Below are 18,697 nucleotides of genomic sequence, written 5' to 3'. Positions count from 1 at the left end.
GCTGACGCAGTCGGGCAGGCCCGCCCGACTGATCGATGTCAGTCGATCGGGCGGGGAACCCACAAGTGAATATTCTTCTCTATCCATCTTCGCCCCGCTGCAGATTTTAAATACTTTTCGCGTAAACGGGCATTTGAATATCCCTTTATCTTCTCAAAATAAATTAGCTTCCATGGACGACCTGCTTTAGTTGACCGAGTTCGTCCGGCGTTATGATCCTGGATACGGTTCGTGAGATTGGTTGTTATTCCCTTGTATAGCTGATCGTTTTTCCCCTGGATGATATAGATAAAATACATCCAATAAATTAATTTGATCTACGGTCAATGGAAAATATTCTTATGAAGAGGAGGATTGAGTGAATGTGTGAGAGTGGGAAAAAAAGAGCGAAATGGGTGCAGAAAAAGATACGGGATACGGGATACGGGGAAACACAAAAAGCAGCCCAAAGAGCTGCTTTTTGTGTTTGTACCCGGAGTGGGACTTGAACCCACACGGCCGCAATGGCCACAGGATTTTAAGTCCTGCGTGTCTACCGATTCCACCATCCGGGCAGAAGATTTCAATAACATAGGCTCAAAATACAAATCCTGAGCTTTCAATTACGCAGGACTTACCTGCGTGCCTGCCTGCCGGCAGGCAGGTCTACCGATTCCACCCTGCCTACGCTGCCGCTACGGCAGGCAGGCATCCGGGCTCCTTCGCTAAAGCTACGGAGCCCAAGGGGCTCAATATAGCCTGCATCTAAGGCGCTTAATCGTACTAAAGCACAATTGTTTCGATGTCCTCAGAAATAACAAAGCCTGCTGCTGCAGGCTTTGTTGAATTACGAATTTTTGAATTTTGGAACGTTTTCCAAAACTGGAGCGAGAAACGGGGTTCGAACCCGCGACCTCAACCTTGGCAAGGTTGCGCTCTACCAGCTGAGCTATTCTCGCTTTTTCACCCCAGGCATCCAACGGATGTTCTGGAAGTGGACTGCAAATTTAAGTAAGCAGATGGAATTGTCAATATGTTTGGATAAAATTTCCATTCAAATTAAAATCCACCGTAAAAATCCGTCAATTACCGACAGGATGATACTGAATCCCATCGCCCACCAGAAATTCCGTACATGAAAGCCGTTCATCAGCTTATGTACAATCCAAACCATGAACGCATTAATCACAAACAGGAATAATCCCAGGGTTAGAATTGTCGCAGGGATCGTCAGAAACACCAGTATCGGCCGGATCGTTGCATTCACTAACAATAACAGAATACCCACGATCAGTCCGTCTCCAAAACTTCTCACACGAACCCCGGGTAAAACATAAGCGGCCGCCATCACGGCAACCGCATAGATTAATATCCGTATGATCAAATCCAAAATCTAAATATCATTTTCAAATGGTGCTGACTCCATGTTTCTTCGCTTTTGCTCCTTCACCGGAACTTTCATCCAGCGATGAAAACGCAAACGAAGCTTTTCCATGAATTCCTCATTCTTCGTGAGACGCCATATGTAAACCACAATAATCAGATACACAACACCCACGACACCAAAGCCAATGGCATAGCTGCCGGTCCACAGACCAATAGCTAAAGCAATAGCCGTACTGAAGAATAAGGCACAAAACATCCCGACTCCGGCAAGCATAGCATAAACAGAGACCGATGCTAGTCCATCGGCCAGTTCTGTGCGTACCTCCCCCCTGACCTCGTCAACCTTGTGTTCAACAAAATTAACCGGGGCCTGGAAAAGCCGGGAAATCAAAGACATTGTCAGACTTTCTTGGCGACTGTTTCAGCTTTCTCGCGTGCCGACTTCAACAGATCATTGCTCTTGTCGGTAAGATCATGGGCAACATCCTTTACTGCGCCCTCAATCCTGCGGTATGTATTTGTTCCTTTATCAGGTGCAATAAGCAATCCCAGCACAGTACCAACTCCCACTCCCGCGAGCAGTCCTGCCAAAAATTTAGTAGTATTATTCATTATTTTGTGGTTTTAGAAAGTTCATTTACCGCGTGCGAACCATTCGCTTTATGCGGCTCCATATCCAGGTTATATGCCCGTGCCGATTCCCAGGCCTCAAATTCATCCAACTCCTGCGACAGTCCGTTGTAAATCCATATCACAACCGCCACATCATCAGCGAAGCCAAGAATAGGTACGAAATCAGGAATTACATCGAGAATCCAGACAAAATAAACCAGTCCGCCTACGATGCGCATAATGGCGCCCGACGGCACTTTTTTATAGTCTCCCCTGTAATACGCTTTCAACATCCGCCCCATGGTGGAAACCTTCAACAAAAAATCATACTGAATGCTGTTTTTGTTGCTTTCCTCCTTGAGCTTTTCAAAAGCGTGTTCAAGTAAACGATATACGCGGCCCTTGCTGTAAGATATTTTTTCAGCAATGCCCATGGCAAGTGCAAATACCCTCGAATCAAGAACTTTCGAAAGCAGTTTACTGCTCTTGCTCCTATCTGTTTCCTCGTCTATTTCCTTCATAACACGTTAGATCGGTTCTTACTTAAATATACGAAATAAAACTGCCAATCGTTCCGTATTTCCTGTAAAGTCTGCATTAATTCTATTAAATTAGATACACTTTTTTATCGCCCCGAATTTTTAGGCACATCGACTCATATTATGTATGCAATAGTTGACATTGAAACGACCGGCGGCTTTGCCGGAGGGAACAGGATGACCGAAATCGCTGTGCTCATCCATGATGGAAAGGAGGTAATACATGAATATCAGACACTCCTGAATCCCATGCAGGAGATTCCCAGGTATATATCCGGATTAACGGGTATCACCAATCAGATGGTGGAAGAAGCTCCCGCTTTTGAGGAGGTTGCCGATGAACTCTTCGAACTGCTCCATGATAAGATCTTTGTAGCACACAATGTACAGTTCGACTTTTCCTTTATGAAAAAAGCTTTCGAGGATGCCGGTCATGCCTTCAGAACCAAAAAATTATGTACCGTTCGTCTCAGCCGGAAAGCATTTCCCGGCCATCGTTCCTACAGCCTTGGTAACCTTTGTGAAAGCCTGCGCATTCCCATTACAGACAGGCACAGGGCAATGGGCGATGCCAAAGCAACAGCAATTCTGTTTGACAGGATTCTGAAGGAAAATGAGGAGATCATACGGGAAACGCTGAATCATCGTAGCAGGGAGAACATTCTTCCGCCCAATTTACCGCGGGAAGAATTCGATGCACTGCCTGAAGCCTGCGGCGTATATTACTTCATCGATTCTCATGGGAAAGTAATTTATGTCGGAAAGGCTATCAATATCCGGAAACGGATTCTGGGGCACTTTAGCGGGACCGCCAAAGGCCGGAGGAATCAATACATGCGGAATGAAGTACACCATATTTCATTTGAACTCACCGGGAATGAACTGATCGCCCTGGTGCTCGAAGCCCAGGAGATCCGAAAAATCTGGCCGAAATATAACCAGGCCATCAAACGGCCGGTGATCAAGTGGGCGATCTACCAGTACGAAGACCGCGAAGGGTACATCCGGTTTCAGATCGGGAAGCAATACCGGGGTATGAATACCGTCGCGTCCTTTAACTCCCACAGTGAAGCCTGGCAAAGCGTGCTGGAACGGGTTCGGGATTTTGAACTTTGTCCGAAATTATGCGGCATCCAAAAATCCACCGGAGCCTGCTATGACCTGGCAACAGGTACTTGCAAGGGTGCATGTGACGGTTCAGAACATGCCACCCATTACAATGAGCGCGTTCGAGCTGCTGTTGAATCATTCTCGATGAAAGACCTGTCCTTCGCCCTGATCGGTCAGGGTCGCCGGTTTAATGAAAAGTCGGTCCTGCTCGTCGAGGAAGGTACTTATTCCGGCTTCGGTTACTATCTCTCCGATGAATCACAGCTTAGCGAACATGAAATCAGGGAAATCATTAAACCCGGACAGACCTCTGCCGAGATAGAGCAGTATATCAGCACATTCGTGCATCACCCCGATCATGAGGTTGTATTTCTGAATTCAACCGGCACGCCCTGATCCCGGCGGGTATAGCGTATGCACCGGGTCGCTGGTGAATGCCTCCTTGGTTTCGATATTCATCATGGAAAGTTTGCCCGTCCAGCCTGCACCGGTATCCATCATCCAGACTTCACCCGAACGAACCGGTTCAAGCCAGCCATAGTTGTGAACCGGTGAGTGTCCAATGTAAATCTCATCAAAGGATGTAATCGGCCGGTCCGTTCCGCTAAGTTTCTGATCGAGGGCGATACGGAACAAGGTGCGGTCCCACAGAAATATATCATCTCCCTGCTCATCCATGGGTTTATCGGGCAGTATGCCTGCATGAACAAACAGGCGGTTCTTCTCTATAAGATAGGAGCTTGCGCTCTCGAGCAACTGAACATGCGCTTCGGGCATCTTCCCATCGTAGGAGGCAATGGTATTGCTGCCTCCCTGGCTCATCCATCCCGGATGGCGAACACCGGTACGAACCCAGTCGAGCGTCATGAAGTCGTGATTCCCGAGGATCATGATCAGATTCTTCAGGCCGAGCAGCCGTTCGATTACCTGCCGGGTTTCCGGCCAGCCGTCACAAACGTCACCCAGGCAGATCAACCGATCTGAATCCGGATCAAAGCCCGACCTGGTAAGGCATTGCCCGAGGGCCCGGTCACCCCCATGAATATCCCCGATAACGAATGTTGACATAACCTGAAAGTAACGAGTGTTTTAGCCGATCACAAGGATGCTGAAACCCTTCATAACATTTTTACCGTTTATTGTCTATAATTGCAATAATTTAACGAAAGAATCCGTAATCACAGGAAAAGAATGGAAATGGAAGAATCATCGATCAGCACGACAAATAAGGAAATTCACAGGGAAAAGATCAGGGCGGTTATTGACGAGGTTGGAAAGGTGGTCGTCGGACAGGAAGCAATGGTCAACCGTTTGCTGATCGGCCTGTTCACGCAAAGCCATATTCTCCTGGAAGGTGTTCCTGGAATTGCGAAGACCCTTACGGTAAGTACCCTTGCCCAGGTGCTGCATCTCGATTTCCAGCGTATCCAGTTTACCCCCGACCTTCTGCCAGCAGATCTTGTGGGAACCATGATCTATAATCAGAAACTGGCACAGTTTGAAGTGAAGAAGGGACCTATCTTCGCCAATATCATACTTGCGGATGAGATCAACCGATCTCCGGCCAAGGTGCAGTCGGCCCTGCTGGAAGCCATGCAGGAGAAAACCGTGACCATCGGGGAGACGACCTTTGATCTGGACCGTCCGTTTCTGGTACTTGCCACCCAGAACCCGGTTGATCAGGAAGGAACATACCCGCTGCCGGAAGCCCAGGTTGACCGTTTCATGATGAAGGTGCATGTGGATTATCCCACCAAGGATCAGGAGCTGGAGGTAATGCGGCGGATCTCCAACATGAAATTCAATTATTCTGTGGATACGATCCTTTCCAAGGAAGAAATCTTTGCGATTCGTGATGAGATCAACCAGACCAGTATTTCAGAAGCCATAGAACGCTACATCATAGAATTGGTATATGCTACCCGGGAGCCCCGTAAGTACGGACTCGATGCGATGGCCGAATATATTTCATTTGGTGCTTCACCCCGCGCATCGATCAATCTGAACCTTGCCGCCAAGGCGATGGCCTATTTCCAGGGCAGGGATTATGTGCTTCCCGAGGATGTGAAGGAAGTGGCTATGGACGTCCTGAACCACCGGATCCTTATGAATTACGAGGCTGAGGCAGATAACATCACGACCATCGATATCATCACCGAAATCCTCAATAAAGTGCCAATTAACAAATAGGTAACATTTGCCTCCCGGGAAAAAATCGGTCTATTTGGTTTAAACTCACTTCCGAATTGCCTGGCGATGCCCTGTGTTAAGAATAGGTTAACACAGCCTTTATGAAGGCCTGAAAAGTTAAAAAATTGGTAATCTGTTAAATCAGCGCCACGTGCATCATCATCCTAGCTTTGCATCAAATTTTATCAAACTAGGAAATGAAAAAATTTATCTTTGGACTTATTTTATTCTGTGTTTCGGCGCAGACATTCGCGCAAAAAGGCGCAATTACCGGAACGGTAAGGGATGGAGTTACTGGTGAAGCAATCATTGGTGCAAACGTATTTATTGAGGGAACCACTACAGGTTCTGCTACTGACTTTGATGGCAACTTCAAGTTCGCCATAGACCCGGGAACTTACACCCTGGTTGCCACTTTCATAGGTTATGCGAATTTCAGGGTAACTGACCTTGTAGTAAACCCTGGAGAAGAGGTATTACTGACAATTCAGCTAAAATCAGATGATGTTCAGCTGGATGAAGTGGTTGTTACCGCAAAGGCGGATAACACTTCAGAGGCTGCTTTATTAATTGAGCGCAGGGAATCGATTGACATTAAACAATCGATCGGTGCACAGGAATTGTCCCGTAAGGGTGTTAGTTCTGTTGAGGCAGCCGTTACGCAGGTTACAGGCGTAAGCAAGCAGCAAGGTGTGAAGAACGTATTTGTCCGGGGATTGGGCGACCGTTACAACTCTACTTCAATGAACGGGCTGCCACTTCCTTCAGAAGATCCAGCGTATAAAAATATTACACTTGATTTTTTCTCAACCGATATTATCGGAAGTATTGATGTAAATAAGACGTTTGGGTCTAATCTTTACGGAGATGTTGCCGGTGCGAACATCAACATTGTATCGAAGGAATTATTCGAGGGCAAGGAATTAACACTTAGTATTTCAGGCGGAATGAACTCCCAGGTGGCTGGCGTTGATTTCCAGAATGCTGATGGTAATACTTTCTTTGGAGCAAACAACCCAAATCCTCCGATCACATCGCTTCGTAATTATGGATTTCAAAATTCATTTCAGCCGAATGTATTGTCTCGCCCACTGATTAACTCTAGCATGACATTATCCGGTGGTAAGGATTTTAATATCGGAAGTAACAAACTGAATACATTCTTTGTAGCTGGTTTCTCAAATGACTATGTATTTAAAAGCGGTGTTGAAAAGCAGCTGAACCCGAACGGTGAGCCCCGACAGTCATATGATTATGACAAATACGAATATAACACGTCCCACTTAGGCCTGGCGAACCTGTCCTACAACTTTGGTCAGAATCACAGCATTGCGTACAACGGACTGTATATTTACGATAGCCGTCAGTTTGTAGGAAACTACACTGGTTTCAACCTGAATGCCAATGATGATATCACAGATCCAAACGCTTTCAAATCATTCACACGTCGTCAGCAAACGAATAATAACTCATTATTTGTAAACCAGCTGATCTCGCAGCTCAATTTCAACAGGGTTGTAGTTGATCTTGCAGGATCGTACAACATCGTAAACGGCGATGAGCCGGACAGACGATCCAACCAATACCGTTTTGACGGAGAAAGCTATTATCCAAACTCGACATCGTCTTCAACGAACCACAGGTTTTATTCTTCATTAACAGAGAATGACCTGGCGTTCAATGGTAAAGTTACCTACAGCCTGAGTGACGACCGTGAGTCAAATAATAAGGTTTCAGTTAGCTACAACTACCGCAATACAGAGCGTGATTTTGAAAACATTCAATATGAATTCGATTTCAGAAATGCGCAGAATACTGTTATTGATCCTAATAATCCTGATGCTGTTTTCAATCAGACTTCTTTGGATAATGGAATATTCAGGTTCAGGACGCAGCGTGGTACAGGTACTAACGCACTTGAGCCGTTTTTCTACAACGCAAACAGAACGATCCATGCCGTCGGAGCAAGCTTCTCCTACGACCTGACCGATAAATTAACGGCAGACCTCGGAGCAAGGTATGAGACCGTTGAGCAAACCGTTGTTTGGGATACTAACATCGATGAGATCAATTTTCCCGGAGATAACACGAAGGTGATCAATCCCGATTACTTCCTTCCAAGCCTTAACCTGAGATATGAATTGACAGAGGATAAGATCCTCAGGTTTGCAGCGAGCAAAAGCTATACATTCCCTCAGTTCAAGGAAGTGGCTCCATTCTTCTATGAGGATGTAACTCGTGCGGAATTTGGTAACCCAAATCTTCTGCCATCGACAACGTACAATTTTGACCTGAAATTTGAGAACTACTTTTCCAGGAATGAGTTGATCGCTTTCACAGTTTTCTATAAAACTATTGACAATGCCATCAACCGTGTACTGGTTGTATCTGCGGCCAACGAGATGTCATTCGTGAATACAGGTGATGCTGTCGGTTTCGGAGGTGAAATTGAATTCAGAAAGGATCTATTTACGTTCGGAAAAGGAAATACGTTCAATGCACTGGCACTGGGCCTGAATGCTTCGTACCTCTATTCGAACCAGCAATTGATCGATGTTGATACAGATGAACTGGTATTCCAGCCCACCAATGATGAATCACAGCTCGAAGGCGCTTCTCCATTCCTATTGAACGGAGACCTGACCTTCACGAGTGAAGGAACAAGAACCTTTACAAGCGCAGTGGTATTCAGCTATTTCTACGATCGGATTTTCTCGATCGGCGCACCAAGAGGAAACCAGAACATTATTGAAAGAGGTGTGCCTACTTTGGATTGGGTGAGCAGCTATGCATTTACCAATAAATTCAAGGTAAACCTGAACCTCAAGAACCTGTTGAATCCGGAATATCGCCTTACACAAGATGTAGCCACTGGTAATGAAACCATCAGCAGCTATAAAAGAGGGATGAATTTCTCCGTAGGCCTTTCTTATCAATTTTAATGACTTAACCATACGCTCAAATATTTTAAAAACTTTAAAAAGAGAGAACAAATGAAAATGATTAAGAACTATCTACTGATTCTGGCTGCAGCATTTTTGGTGACGCTATCATCATGTGGTGATGATGATTCAGGACCTGTTGTAAATCCGGAAGTGCCGGATGGAATTATTTCAGATCAGGATGATGTGGACCTTGTTGTAGGAAATTTGCGCGGGACCATAACAGGCGATATTACCCTGGCAGCGTCTGAGGCATGGCTTCTGACAGGTCCGTTGGTAGTTGCTGCTGACGGCAAGCTGACAATTGAAGCCGGAACTACCATTCTTGCTCAGTCAGGTGGTACGAATGTATACATTGCAGTTGAGAGAAATGCTCAAATTGATATTCAGGGTACTTCTGCAGCCCCTGTTACCATTACTTCAGATGCAGCATCTCCGACAGCAGGAGACTGGGGAGGTCTTTTGATTATGGGTAACGGCGAAATTACCGGTGGAGGAACTGCAGTTACTGAAGTGGTTGACTTCCTGTATGGTAACGGCCCGAATAGTGACAACACTGAAAGCTCAGGATCGATCAGCTATTTGATCCTTGAATACACAGGGGCACGTATTAACGGCGAAAAAGAGTTCAACGGATTAACTCTTTATGGAGTAGGTTCCGGAACAACCATATCAAACGTTGCCATTTATTATGGTGATGATGATGCCATTGAATTCTTTGGCGGTGCTGCGGTTGTTGATAACCTCCTGGTTGTAAACGCAACAGATGATATGTTTGACTGGACCCAGGGATGGGTTGGTTCAGGTACAAACTGGTATGGAATCCGTGAAGCCGGATATACTACGGTTAGTTCAGACCCACGCGGAATCGAAGGAGATGGAAGCCTCGACGGATTAAGTCCTGAGGAAGTACCACAATCTGATCCTACTATCACCAATATTACCATCGTTCACAATGCGGCTGTGGAAATGAGCGATATGATCAAGGTGCGTCGCGGAAGTGGCGCAGCCATTACCAATGCACTAGTAATGCTGGGTGAAGGGGCGACTGCTTCTGACTTTGTGGATCTGGCCGATGGTGCCGGAGATGCAGCCAGCGGAACAAATATTAATGTTTCCGGTACGGGTATAGATGATACTGATATCAAATTGGGAGCGAATGAAACGACTGTTACAGTTCCGGAAAACGCCAATACAGGTGTTGCAAATCCTGAAACGGTATTTGGCTGGACAGGTTATCAGTTCTAAGAGTTCTTATTTCCTAGTAAGAACGGGGGGTTGCCGAAAGGTGGCCCCCTTCTTTTTTGAACACATTTCACCATTTTCGGTTATCTTCATGACTATGGGACGCGTTTTAATCACAGGAGGAACCGGATTGCTGGGTGGCAGGATCACACAGCTCCTGCAGGATCAGGGCACAGGTGTGGCATACTTGTCACGGCGGCCGGACTATGTCGCCAGGATTCCGGCCTATGAATGGGATGTGAATGCGCAAAAGATTGATGCGGATTGCCTGAAAGATACCGGCGCAATCATTCATCTTGCAGGTGCAGGTGTGGCTGACCGCCGGTGGTCGGCCGAGCGAAAAGAAGAAATTCTGCAAAGTCGTACCCGGTCTACCGCGCTTCTCTATAAACTTTTGAAAGAAAATCCCCATTCTGTACATACAGTGGTGTGTGCCTCGGCCATCGGATATTATGGCTATGATAACGGCGAATGGAAGGATGAAAATAGCGCACCGGCCTCCGATTTCCTGGCTGATGTTACGAAGGCCTGGGAAGACGCCGAAGACCGACTGGCAGAACTCGGAGTTCGGGTTGTAAAGATTCGCATCGGGATTGTTCTTACCAGGGAAGGAGGCGCCCTGAAGGAATTGGCAAAACCGATTCAGTGGTGGGCAGGTGCACCACTGGGAAGTGGCGATCAGTATATGAGTTGGATTCATATCGATGACGTTACGAGGATCTTCCTGTATGCCCTGGAGAATGATTCACTTTCGGGAGCCTACAATGCCGCTGCGCCGAACCCGGTGACCAATGCTGTCTTTACGAAGGCAGTGGCTAAAACCCTGAATAAACCACTGTTATTACCAAATGTCCCCCCTTTTGCAATGCGCATGCTGGTGGGTGAAATGGCCGAAATGCTTCTGGGAGGCAGTCGCGTATCTTCAGAAAAAATCAGGGATGCTGGTTTTGTATTCAATTTTCCGCATTTAGAGGAAGCACTTGAGGATCTTCTGCGGCAGAATTGAATTCAAACGTTTTTTATACTGCTAATTATGAGTAAGTTTACTACGCGTTAATTATTTTTTTATGGCTGAAATGAGCGATCAAAATCCGCAGGATCCCACGCACGAAGAAGAGCAAAAAATCAGAAGAGCATTTGAAGAACGTGACTGGAATGAGATCAAGAGCTATGACTCGTGGGTAATTTTTAAGGTTATGTCTGAATTCGTTGAAGGCTTTGAGAAGCTGGCGAAGATCGGACCATGTGTTACCATCTTTGGTTCGGCACGTACTCCCGAAAATCATGAATATTATCAGGCTGCGCATGAAATTGCTGCCAAACTCGTTCGGCACGGGTATGGGGTTATTACAGGCGGCGGACCCGGAATTATGGAAGCCGGTAACCGTGGTGCGAGGTCTGAGAATGGTAAATCTGTAGGACTGAATATCCTGCTTCCGTTCGAACAGAAAGGTAATATCTACATCGACCCGGACAAACTCATCACATTCGATTACTTTTTCGTGAGAAAAGTAATGTTTATGAAGTATTCCCAGGGATTTATCGTGATGCCCGGGGGGTTTGGTACCCTTGACGAGCTGTTTGAAGCGCTTACGCTGATTCAGACCAAGAAGATCGGCCGTTTCCCTATTGTGCTGGTAGGCAAAAAATTCTGGGGCGGACTGCTGGAGTGGGTGGAAAGCGTATTGCTGAATGAAGAGAATAACATCAATAAGGAAGACCTGGAACTCTACAAGGTAGTGGAAACAGCGACGGAAGCCGTTGCAGCCATCGACGACTTCTATTCGAAATACCTGCTATCTCCAAACTTCTGATTTTTTGTTGCAAGGGCTTCATTCAATGTAAGATAAGTGGGGCTTCTCATTTTTTTGTTTGAACTTAATTTTATTCCTTTATCGTTCTAATTCAGGAACTAAATTTTTTCGGCTATTATGAAGTACTTCCCCCATGCAATTTCGCTGCTGGCACTTGCTGTCGCAATTGGTTATGTACAATACAATGAATCAAAACCGGCACCAGCACAGGATAAGAAAATCGGTTTTTACAAAGTTGAGAACCCTCCGGCAGGGGAATATGCGGGATACCTGAATGCCGTTTCACTGGATTTGCCGGAAAAGCTCACATTTGCCGGTGAGGAAGTGCCACTGGATGTTCCGGATGTTCGTGAGCGGCTTGACCGCGAGCTTCATATCAATACCTACTGGCACAGCAGTACTATATTCCTGATTAAACATGCCCATCGATGGATGCCGCAGATTGAGCAGATTTTGAAGGAAAACGGCATCCCCGAAGACTTTAAGTATCTAACTGCTATTGAAAGCGGATTTGTGAATGCCGTATCGCCCAAACAGGCAGTAGGCTTCTGGCAAATTCTTTCTACTTCAGGCAAGGAATACGGTCTTGAAATTACCAAGGAAGTTGATGAGCGTTATGACCCGCTTAAATCGACGGAGGCTGCCTGTCAGTACCTTAAAAAAGCCTACAATAAATTTGGCAGCTGGACCAGTGCAGCCGCGTCCTATAACCGAGGAATGGCAGGTCTGCAGCGGGCGATGGACGATCAAAAAGTAGATTCCTATTATGATCTTCTGTTGAATGATGAGACCTCCAGGTACGTCTTCCGAATCCTGGCGGCTAAGGAAATCATTGAACATCCCGATAAATACGGATTCAACATAGATAAGCAGCACCTGTATGACCAGGAGCACCTGAGATATGTTGAGGTGGACGAAGATATCGACGATCTTGTTAAATTTGCCAAGGACCAGGGCATCAATTATAAATTGCTCAAACGCCACAATCCATGGCTTCGTCAGGATCACCTGAAGGTTCGGAAGAACAAGACCTACAAAATCGCGATACCTGATCAAACCCTCGAGGCAAGACCCTGATATTTCAATCCCATGCCGTATCTTTAGCGCATGATCGATCAAATCGAGGAATCTGTACATTACCTTAAATCGCAGGGCATAAATGCCCCTGAAATTGGTGTGATCCTGGGAACAGGCCTGGGCAACGCGTTTGTTGACCACCTGAAAATAGAAAGGGACATTCACTACGCCGATATTCCCCATTTTCCCGAAGCTACCGTTGAATATCACCATGGAAGATTGCTGTATGGTGATCTGGCAGGAAAAAAGATTGTTGCCATGCAGGGCCGGTTTCATTACTATGAAGGGTATTCACTGGCCGAAGTAACATTTCCAGTGAGGGTGCTTAAAATGCTGGGCATAAAATATCTCCTGGTATCGAATGCGGCGGGAAATATGAATCCGGACTGGAACAAAGGAAACCTGATGCTGATTGATGACCATATTAATCTTCTGCCCGACAATCCCCTGCGGGGAGTGAATGACAACCGGTTGGGTCCGCGGTTTCCAGATATGAGTGCCCCTTATGACGCGGAACTGATCCGTAAAATGCAGCAGGTAGCTGAGGAAAAAAACATTGACCTGAAGAAAGGAGTCTATGTCGCGGTGATGGGACCAAATCTTGAAACACGTGCAGAATACAGATTTCTGCGTATCATCGGCGCAGATGCTGTGGGGATGTCGACAGTTCCCGAGGTCATTGTTGCCCATCATATGTCATTGCCGGTGCTGGCTATTTCGGTTCTTACCGATGATTGCGATCCCGATAACCTGGAACCTGCGAATATCGATGAAATAATAGCGGTCGCGGGCAGAGCGGAAAAACCCCTGACTACCTTATTCATGGGATTAATAGAACGACTTTAATTAATCGTTGCTGTGTTCGATTCTGATGGAATTATTTCCTAATTTTCCAATCACTAAAAAGACCAGCTACTCCTCCGATGAAAAAGCAATCAAATCTCCTCTTCGTCCTGATTATTGCCATTATATTCTTATCGCAACCAATCCTCCTTGCACAGGATTCATTGAAATACAGTGTCGAGGATGCACGGGCAACCATTGAGAAATTCAGCGCAGCAGATGAGACGGTCGCCGAACTTTTCAAAACCGCCCATGGCTACGCGGTGTTTCCCAGTATAGGAAAAGCAGGTATCGGGGTAGGAGGTGCAGGCGGCAAGGGAGTTGTCTTTGAAAACGGAAAAGCAATTGGTGGAAGTAATATGTCCCAGGTATCCATCGGGCTCCAGTTAGGCGGACAGAAATACAGCGAGGTCATCTTTTTTGAAACAGAAAGCGCGCTCAACACATTTATTTCTGACAAATATACATTCGCAGCCCAGATTTCTGCAGTTGCCATTGCCTCTGGTGAATCAGCAGACGCGAAATATGAAGAAGGCGTACTCGTCTTTACAATGCCCCTCGGCGGATTGATGTTTGAGGCATCTGTCGGCGGTCAGAATTTTAAATTCCACCCGTTTTAATGTAGTGCTCCACTGAACGCAGTGCTCCACCTGCCTGCCGGCAGGCAGGCTGACCACTGCTCCACTAATTTCCATTCTCCGGGCCTTTTTTCCCTTCAAAATCTTTACTTTTGCACATTCTAAATCCGAGGGGAAATATGAATTCAGGGGAAACCATTTTAACGGATCAGCAATACCAGGACATAACGGGACACGATTATGTCGAGATCGTTGGTGCCCGGGAACATAACCTGAAAAATATCAACGTTTCCTTCCCTCGCAACAAGCTGATCGTAATTACCGGTATCAGCGGCAGCGGTAAGTCTTCCCTTGCGTTCGACACGATCTATGCCGAGGGACAGCGACGCTACATGGAAAGCTTTTCAGCGTATGCACGCTCTTTCATCGGCAATCTCGAACGCCCGGATGTCGATAAAATCAATGGATTGAGTCCGGTAATTTCCATTGAGCAGAAAACCACCTCCAGAAATCCCCGTTCCACTGTAGGAACTGTGACGGAGATCTACGACTTCATGCGTTTGCTCTACGCACGGGCAGGTGAGGCCTACAGCTATGAAACAGGGAATAAAATGGTTCGGCAGTCGGAAGACCAGATCATCGACCATATTCTCTCCTATTTCGATGGTCATAAACTTATCATTCTCGCTCCGATTGTAAAGGGCCGTAAAGGGCATTACCGGGAATTATTCCAGCAAACGCGGAAGAGCGGTTATACCAAGGTACGTGTTAACGGAAAGATTGAAGACATCGTGCCGAAAATGCAGGTTGACCGGTACAAAACACACGACATTGAAGTGGTGATCGATCGGATAGTCGTGGATGCCAAAGACAGGTACCGTATTTCACAATCGATCGGGACGGCTCTGAATGTGGGTAAGGGGATCATCATGCTGCAGGACGAGAACGGCAAGATCCATCACTTTTCAAAATTCCTGATGGATCCGGAAAGCGGGATTTCCTACGATGAACCCGCGCCGAATTCCTTCTCCTTCAATTCACCCTATGGTGCCTGCCCCAAATGCAATGGCTTGGGTGTGATCGAAGAGCTGACACGCGAATCCGTCATTCCGGATCCTTCTATGACGATCTCCCAGGGTGGAATCCTGCCGCTCGGTGAATATCGCGACATTTGGATCTTCAAAAAGATTCAGGCGATTTTGAAGCGGAAGTCATGCAACCTGTCAACACCTATCAATGAAATTCCCGAGGAGGTGTTGAATGTGCTGCTTTATGGGGACGACGTGCCCGTGGCGGTCAGTTCCAAAAAATATCCGGGAACAGAATGGAATACACGGTTTGAAGGGATCATGAATTTCCTTGAAAAGCAGAAAGATACAGGGTCTGATAAAATTCGTAAATGGGTCGAGGAATTTACCCAAACACAAATCTGTCCGGAATGTGAAGGAACACGATTGAAGCGGGAAGCCCGGTTCTTTCTCATTGATGGGAAAAATATCGCCGAGCTTGCAGCCCTTGATATTGATGCGCTCGGCAAGTGGTTCGCCGACCTTGAAACCCGTCTGAACGAAAAGCAAAAGGTAATCGCTGCTGAGGTCTTAAAGGAGATTCGTAAGCGCATCGGTTTTCTGCTGGATGTCGGGCTCGACTATCTTCACCTGAACCGGCCGCTAAGAACCCTGTCGGGCGGAGAAGCACAACGCATCAGGCTTGCCACCCAGATCGGTACGCAGCTTGTGGGTGTACTCTATATTCTCGATGAGCCGAGTATCGGTCTGCATCAGCGGGATAATTTTCGCCTGATTCAGGCACTCAAGGATCTGCGTGATTTGGGTAACTCTGTGATTGTAGTGGAGCACGACAAGGATATGATGCTGGCTTCCGACTACATCATTGATATTGGTCCGGGTGCCGGCAGGCATGGGGGAATGGTTGTAGCGGAAGGCGATCCCGCATCATTTTTAAAAAAGGGCAGTGCAACGGCAGATTATCTGCAGGGGATCCGAAAAATCGAGGTTCCTGCTGAACGGCGAAAGGGTAATGGCAAGAAAATTGAGCTGCTGGGTGCTACCGGCCATAACTTGAAAGATGTGGACCTTCGGATTCCCCTGGGAACAATGACGCTTATAACGGGTGTCTCGGGAAGTGGTAAGTCCACCCTGATCCATGAAACCCTGTTTCCGCTGCTCAATCAGCATTTTTACAGGTCACGCAAGGATCCATTGCCATATCGTGAAATTAAGGGCCTGAAGAATATTGACAAGGTCATAGAGGTGGATCAGTCCCCGATCGGGCGGACACCCAGGTCTAATCCGGCAACCTATACCGGTGTATTCACCGATATACGATCTTTATTCGCCCAGCTTCCTGAATCCAAGATCAGGGGTTATAAACCTGGCAGATTCTCCTTCAATGTAAAGGGAGGAAGGTGTGAAACCTGTGAAGGGGCGGGTCTTCGGCTGATCGAAATGGACTTTTTACCCGATGTTCACGTGCCCTGCGAGACATGTAAGGGTAAGCGTTACAACCGTGAGACACTTGAGGTTCGTTTCAAGGGGAAAAGTATATCTGATGTGCTTGAAATGACTGTGGAAGAGGCAGTTACATTCTTTGAAAATCAGCCTAAGATCCTTCGGAAAATCAAGACGCTGAATGATGTCGGGCTTGGCTATATCTCACTCGGCCAGCATGCAACTACACTTTCCGGGGGTGAAGCGCAGCGGGTGAAATTGTCCACTGAATTGTCCAAAAAGGATACGGGCAAAACGATGTATATTCTGGATGAACCGACCACAGGGCTCCATTTTCAGGATATTCAACATCTCCTGGATGTTTTGAACCGACTGGTTAAGAAAGGCAATACAGTACTTGTGATCGAACACAACATGGACGTGATCAAAGTGGCCGACCACATCATCGATCTCGGACCGGAAGGCGGGGATGCCGGCGGTACGATCGTGGTTGAGGGGTCACCTGAGAACGTAGCTCAAAGTAAACAGGGCTACACATCAAAATTCCTCAGGGAAGAGCTATCCTAGAACAGATTTCCGTTGAATTCATTTGAAAACCTTGCATTGTAAGGTCTCTGATTTGGCGGCTTCGTACTTTCCGGTATGAACCAACTAGTAACTAACATGAAACGGACTTTTTTACTCCTGGCTTTTTTATTGCCTTCCATGTTAATGGCACAATTCTCGGGCGATACGTATAGCAGCGCGAAACAAAAAGGCAGTGCGGAATGGACATTCACCTTTGCGAATGCTCCCGGGTTTATTTTTAAGGATGATCAGGGAAATATTACGGGAATCACAGTGGATTTGATGAATGCTTTTAAAGCATATGTGGAAGAGAAAGAAGGAATCAAAGTGACTGTGAAATACCAGTCGAACGACCCGAATAACTTTACCCGGTTTTTATCGGATGTTAAGTCTTCGAATGGCGGCGTTTTCGGCCTCAGCAATACAACGATCACACAGGAACGTAAATCTTCCTACAGCTTTTCGCCGGCTTATATTACCAATATAGGGATGGTGATTTCACACAGGGATGTGACGACGGTTGAAGACCTGTCTGAAATTTCAGAAAAATTCAAGGGGATGACAGCGGTTACCGTGAAAAATTCCACGAATGAAAAAAGAATTCTGGAGATCAAATCAAAATACTGGAATGATCTGAAAATCGAGTATGTTCCTTCATTCCAAAAGGCTGTGGAAGAAGTGGCTGCCAGCAAAACCAAGTTCACAGATATTGACTTCACATACTACCTTGCGGCTGTCCAGGCCAAGAAGCCTCTTAAGAGACATCCGGGTGGTGACAATACCGCTGAGCAGTTTGGAATTATCATGCCGAAATCCAATGACTGGGCTCCGCTATTGGAATCATTCATGAAATCGGGATTTGTTGGGGGTATGGAATATAAGAAGATCGTGGCACAGAACCTGGGTTCATCGGCCATGAAATACCTCGATACACTATAATATTAAAATTTTTCACACCTGAAATGCAGCAGCGCTCCGGCCTGCTGCATTTTTTTTGCACATGGAGCGTACCTATCGGCACGCTTTTATCTGTCTGCACAATCTTCTACACACAGAGCGTACCTATCGGCACGCTTTTATCTGTCTGCACAATCTTCTACACACAGAGCGTACCTATCGGCACGCCACGGGTTCCAAACCTAATCCTACCCCATACGCCGTCCCGATGGGACGGGATGAGCCATTCCCTACCGCCCAAATGTCATCCCGCGAACCATGGGCTGTGCTTGACCCAGGCTTGTTTAGGTCTGCTTGCCGGCGAGGCAGGGTTCCCCCTGTAATCCGTGCGTAATCTTCTACACACAGAGCGTACCTATCGGCACGCTTTTATCTGTCTGCACAATC

General features: G+C 46.6%; 17 protein-coding genes and 2 tRNA genes. 11 read left to right on the top strand and 8 right to left on the bottom strand.

Features of this window, described 5'->3' with window-relative positions; all coding sequences use genetic code 11:
* Positions 1 to 38 precede the first annotated feature (38 nt).
* From LDX50_RS31130 to LDX50_RS30565, 7 genes are all read right to left on the bottom strand, one after another.
* Positions 39 to 299, bottom strand: coding sequence for a GIY-YIG nuclease family protein (locus LDX50_RS31130; RefSeq protein ID WP_225700111.1), 261 nt, complete (start codon positions 297 to 299; stop codon positions 39 to 41).
* Between the two features lie 170 nt (positions 300 to 469).
* Positions 470 to 554, bottom strand: a tRNA-Leu gene (locus LDX50_RS30590).
* Between the two features lie 308 nt (positions 555 to 862).
* Positions 863 to 938: transfer RNA gene (locus LDX50_RS30585), tRNA-Gly, on the bottom strand.
* Between the two features lie 95 nt (positions 939 to 1,033).
* Positions 1,034 to 1,369, bottom strand: coding sequence for a phage holin family protein (locus LDX50_RS30580; RefSeq protein ID WP_225700110.1), 336 nt, complete (start codon positions 1,367 to 1,369; stop codon positions 1,034 to 1,036).
* 3 nt (positions 1,370 to 1,372) lie between these two features.
* Entirely contained in the window at positions 1,373 to 1,762 is a 390-nt protein-coding gene (locus LDX50_RS30575; protein ID WP_225700109.1) for a phage holin family protein, read from the bottom strand.
* Between the two features lie 2 nt (positions 1,763 to 1,764).
* Entirely contained in the window at positions 1,765 to 1,977 is a 213-nt protein-coding gene (locus LDX50_RS30570; protein WP_225700108.1) for a YtxH domain-containing protein, read from the bottom strand.
* The gene (locus LDX50_RS30565; protein WP_225700107.1) at positions 1,977 to 2,498 is read right to left on the bottom strand and encodes a YkvA family protein; all 522 of its coding nucleotides are present in this window, start codon (positions 2,496 to 2,498) and stop codon (positions 1,977 to 1,979) included. The genes LDX50_RS30570 and LDX50_RS30565 overlap by 1 nt, the downstream gene beginning before the upstream one ends.
* 141 nt (positions 2,499 to 2,639) lie before the next feature.
* Here LDX50_RS30565 and LDX50_RS30560 point away from each other — a divergent pair, with 141 nt between their 5' ends.
* Complete coding sequence (locus LDX50_RS30560; protein ID WP_225700106.1) at positions 2,640 to 4,022, top strand: exonuclease domain-containing protein; 1,383 nt, start codon at positions 2,640 to 2,642, stop codon at positions 4,020 to 4,022.
* Here the strand turns inward: LDX50_RS30560 and LDX50_RS30555 are convergent.
* The gene (locus LDX50_RS30555) at positions 4,005 to 4,694 is read right to left on the bottom strand and encodes a metallophosphoesterase (protein WP_225700105.1); all 690 of its coding nucleotides are present in this window, start codon (positions 4,692 to 4,694) and stop codon (positions 4,005 to 4,007) included. The genes LDX50_RS30560 and LDX50_RS30555 overlap by 18 nt on opposite strands.
* A gap of 165 nt (positions 4,695 to 4,859) precedes the next feature.
* Between LDX50_RS30555 and LDX50_RS30550 the strand changes: the two genes are divergently transcribed.
* The 10 genes from LDX50_RS30550 to LDX50_RS30505 all read left to right on the top strand — a co-directional run bounded on the left by LDX50_RS30550 (position 4,860) and on the right by LDX50_RS30505 (position 18,292).
* Complete coding sequence (locus tag LDX50_RS30550) at positions 4,860 to 5,816, top strand: AAA family ATPase (RefSeq protein ID WP_225700113.1); 957 nt, start codon at positions 4,860 to 4,862, stop codon at positions 5,814 to 5,816.
* A 197-nt stretch (positions 5,817 to 6,013) separates the two neighbouring features.
* A complete protein-coding gene (locus LDX50_RS30545) occupies positions 6,014 to 8,758 on the top strand; it encodes a TonB-dependent receptor (protein WP_225700104.1) in 2,745 nt (914 codons plus the stop codon).
* A gap of 51 nt (positions 8,759 to 8,809) precedes the next feature.
* Positions 8,810 to 10,006, top strand: a complete 1,197-nt coding sequence (locus LDX50_RS30540; protein ID WP_225700103.1) for a hypothetical protein — start codon at positions 8,810 to 8,812, stop codon at positions 10,004 to 10,006.
* Between the two features lie 94 nt (positions 10,007 to 10,100).
* Complete coding sequence (locus LDX50_RS30535; RefSeq protein ID WP_338030012.1) at positions 10,101 to 11,009, top strand: TIGR01777 family oxidoreductase; 909 nt, start codon at positions 10,101 to 10,103, stop codon at positions 11,007 to 11,009.
* Between the two features lie 70 nt (positions 11,010 to 11,079).
* Complete coding sequence (locus LDX50_RS30530; RefSeq protein ID WP_225700112.1) at positions 11,080 to 11,817, top strand: LOG family protein; 738 nt, start codon at positions 11,080 to 11,082, stop codon at positions 11,815 to 11,817.
* A gap of 117 nt (positions 11,818 to 11,934) precedes the next feature.
* On the top strand, positions 11,935 to 12,894 hold the full coding sequence (locus LDX50_RS30525; protein ID WP_225700101.1) for a lytic transglycosylase domain-containing protein: 960 nt from the start codon (positions 11,935 to 11,937) through the stop codon (positions 12,892 to 12,894).
* Between the two features lie 30 nt (positions 12,895 to 12,924).
* Positions 12,925 to 13,740, top strand: coding sequence for a purine-nucleoside phosphorylase (locus LDX50_RS30520; RefSeq protein WP_225700100.1), 816 nt, complete (start codon positions 12,925 to 12,927; stop codon positions 13,738 to 13,740).
* Positions 13,741 to 13,817: 77 nt separating this feature from the next.
* Complete coding sequence (locus tag LDX50_RS30515) at positions 13,818 to 14,357, top strand: lipid-binding SYLF domain-containing protein (protein WP_225700099.1); 540 nt, start codon at positions 13,818 to 13,820, stop codon at positions 14,355 to 14,357.
* Positions 14,358 to 14,494: 137 nt separating this feature from the next.
* The gene (uvrA, locus tag LDX50_RS30510; protein WP_225700098.1) at positions 14,495 to 17,353 is read left to right on the top strand and encodes an excinuclease ABC subunit UvrA; all 2,859 of its coding nucleotides are present in this window, start codon (positions 14,495 to 14,497) and stop codon (positions 17,351 to 17,353) included.
* A gap of 96 nt (positions 17,354 to 17,449) precedes the next feature.
* Positions 17,450 to 18,292 carry a substrate-binding periplasmic protein gene (locus LDX50_RS30505; RefSeq protein ID WP_225700097.1) on the top strand — a complete coding sequence of 281 codons (843 nt, stop codon included), beginning with the start codon at positions 17,450 to 17,452 and terminating at the stop codon, positions 18,290 to 18,292.
* Positions 18,293 to 18,697 lie beyond the last annotated feature (405 nt).

The organism is Fulvivirga sedimenti (genome assembly GCF_020328055.1).
Note: the sequence above shows the minus strand (reverse complement) of the source record. Positions and strands in the feature narration are given on the sequence as shown.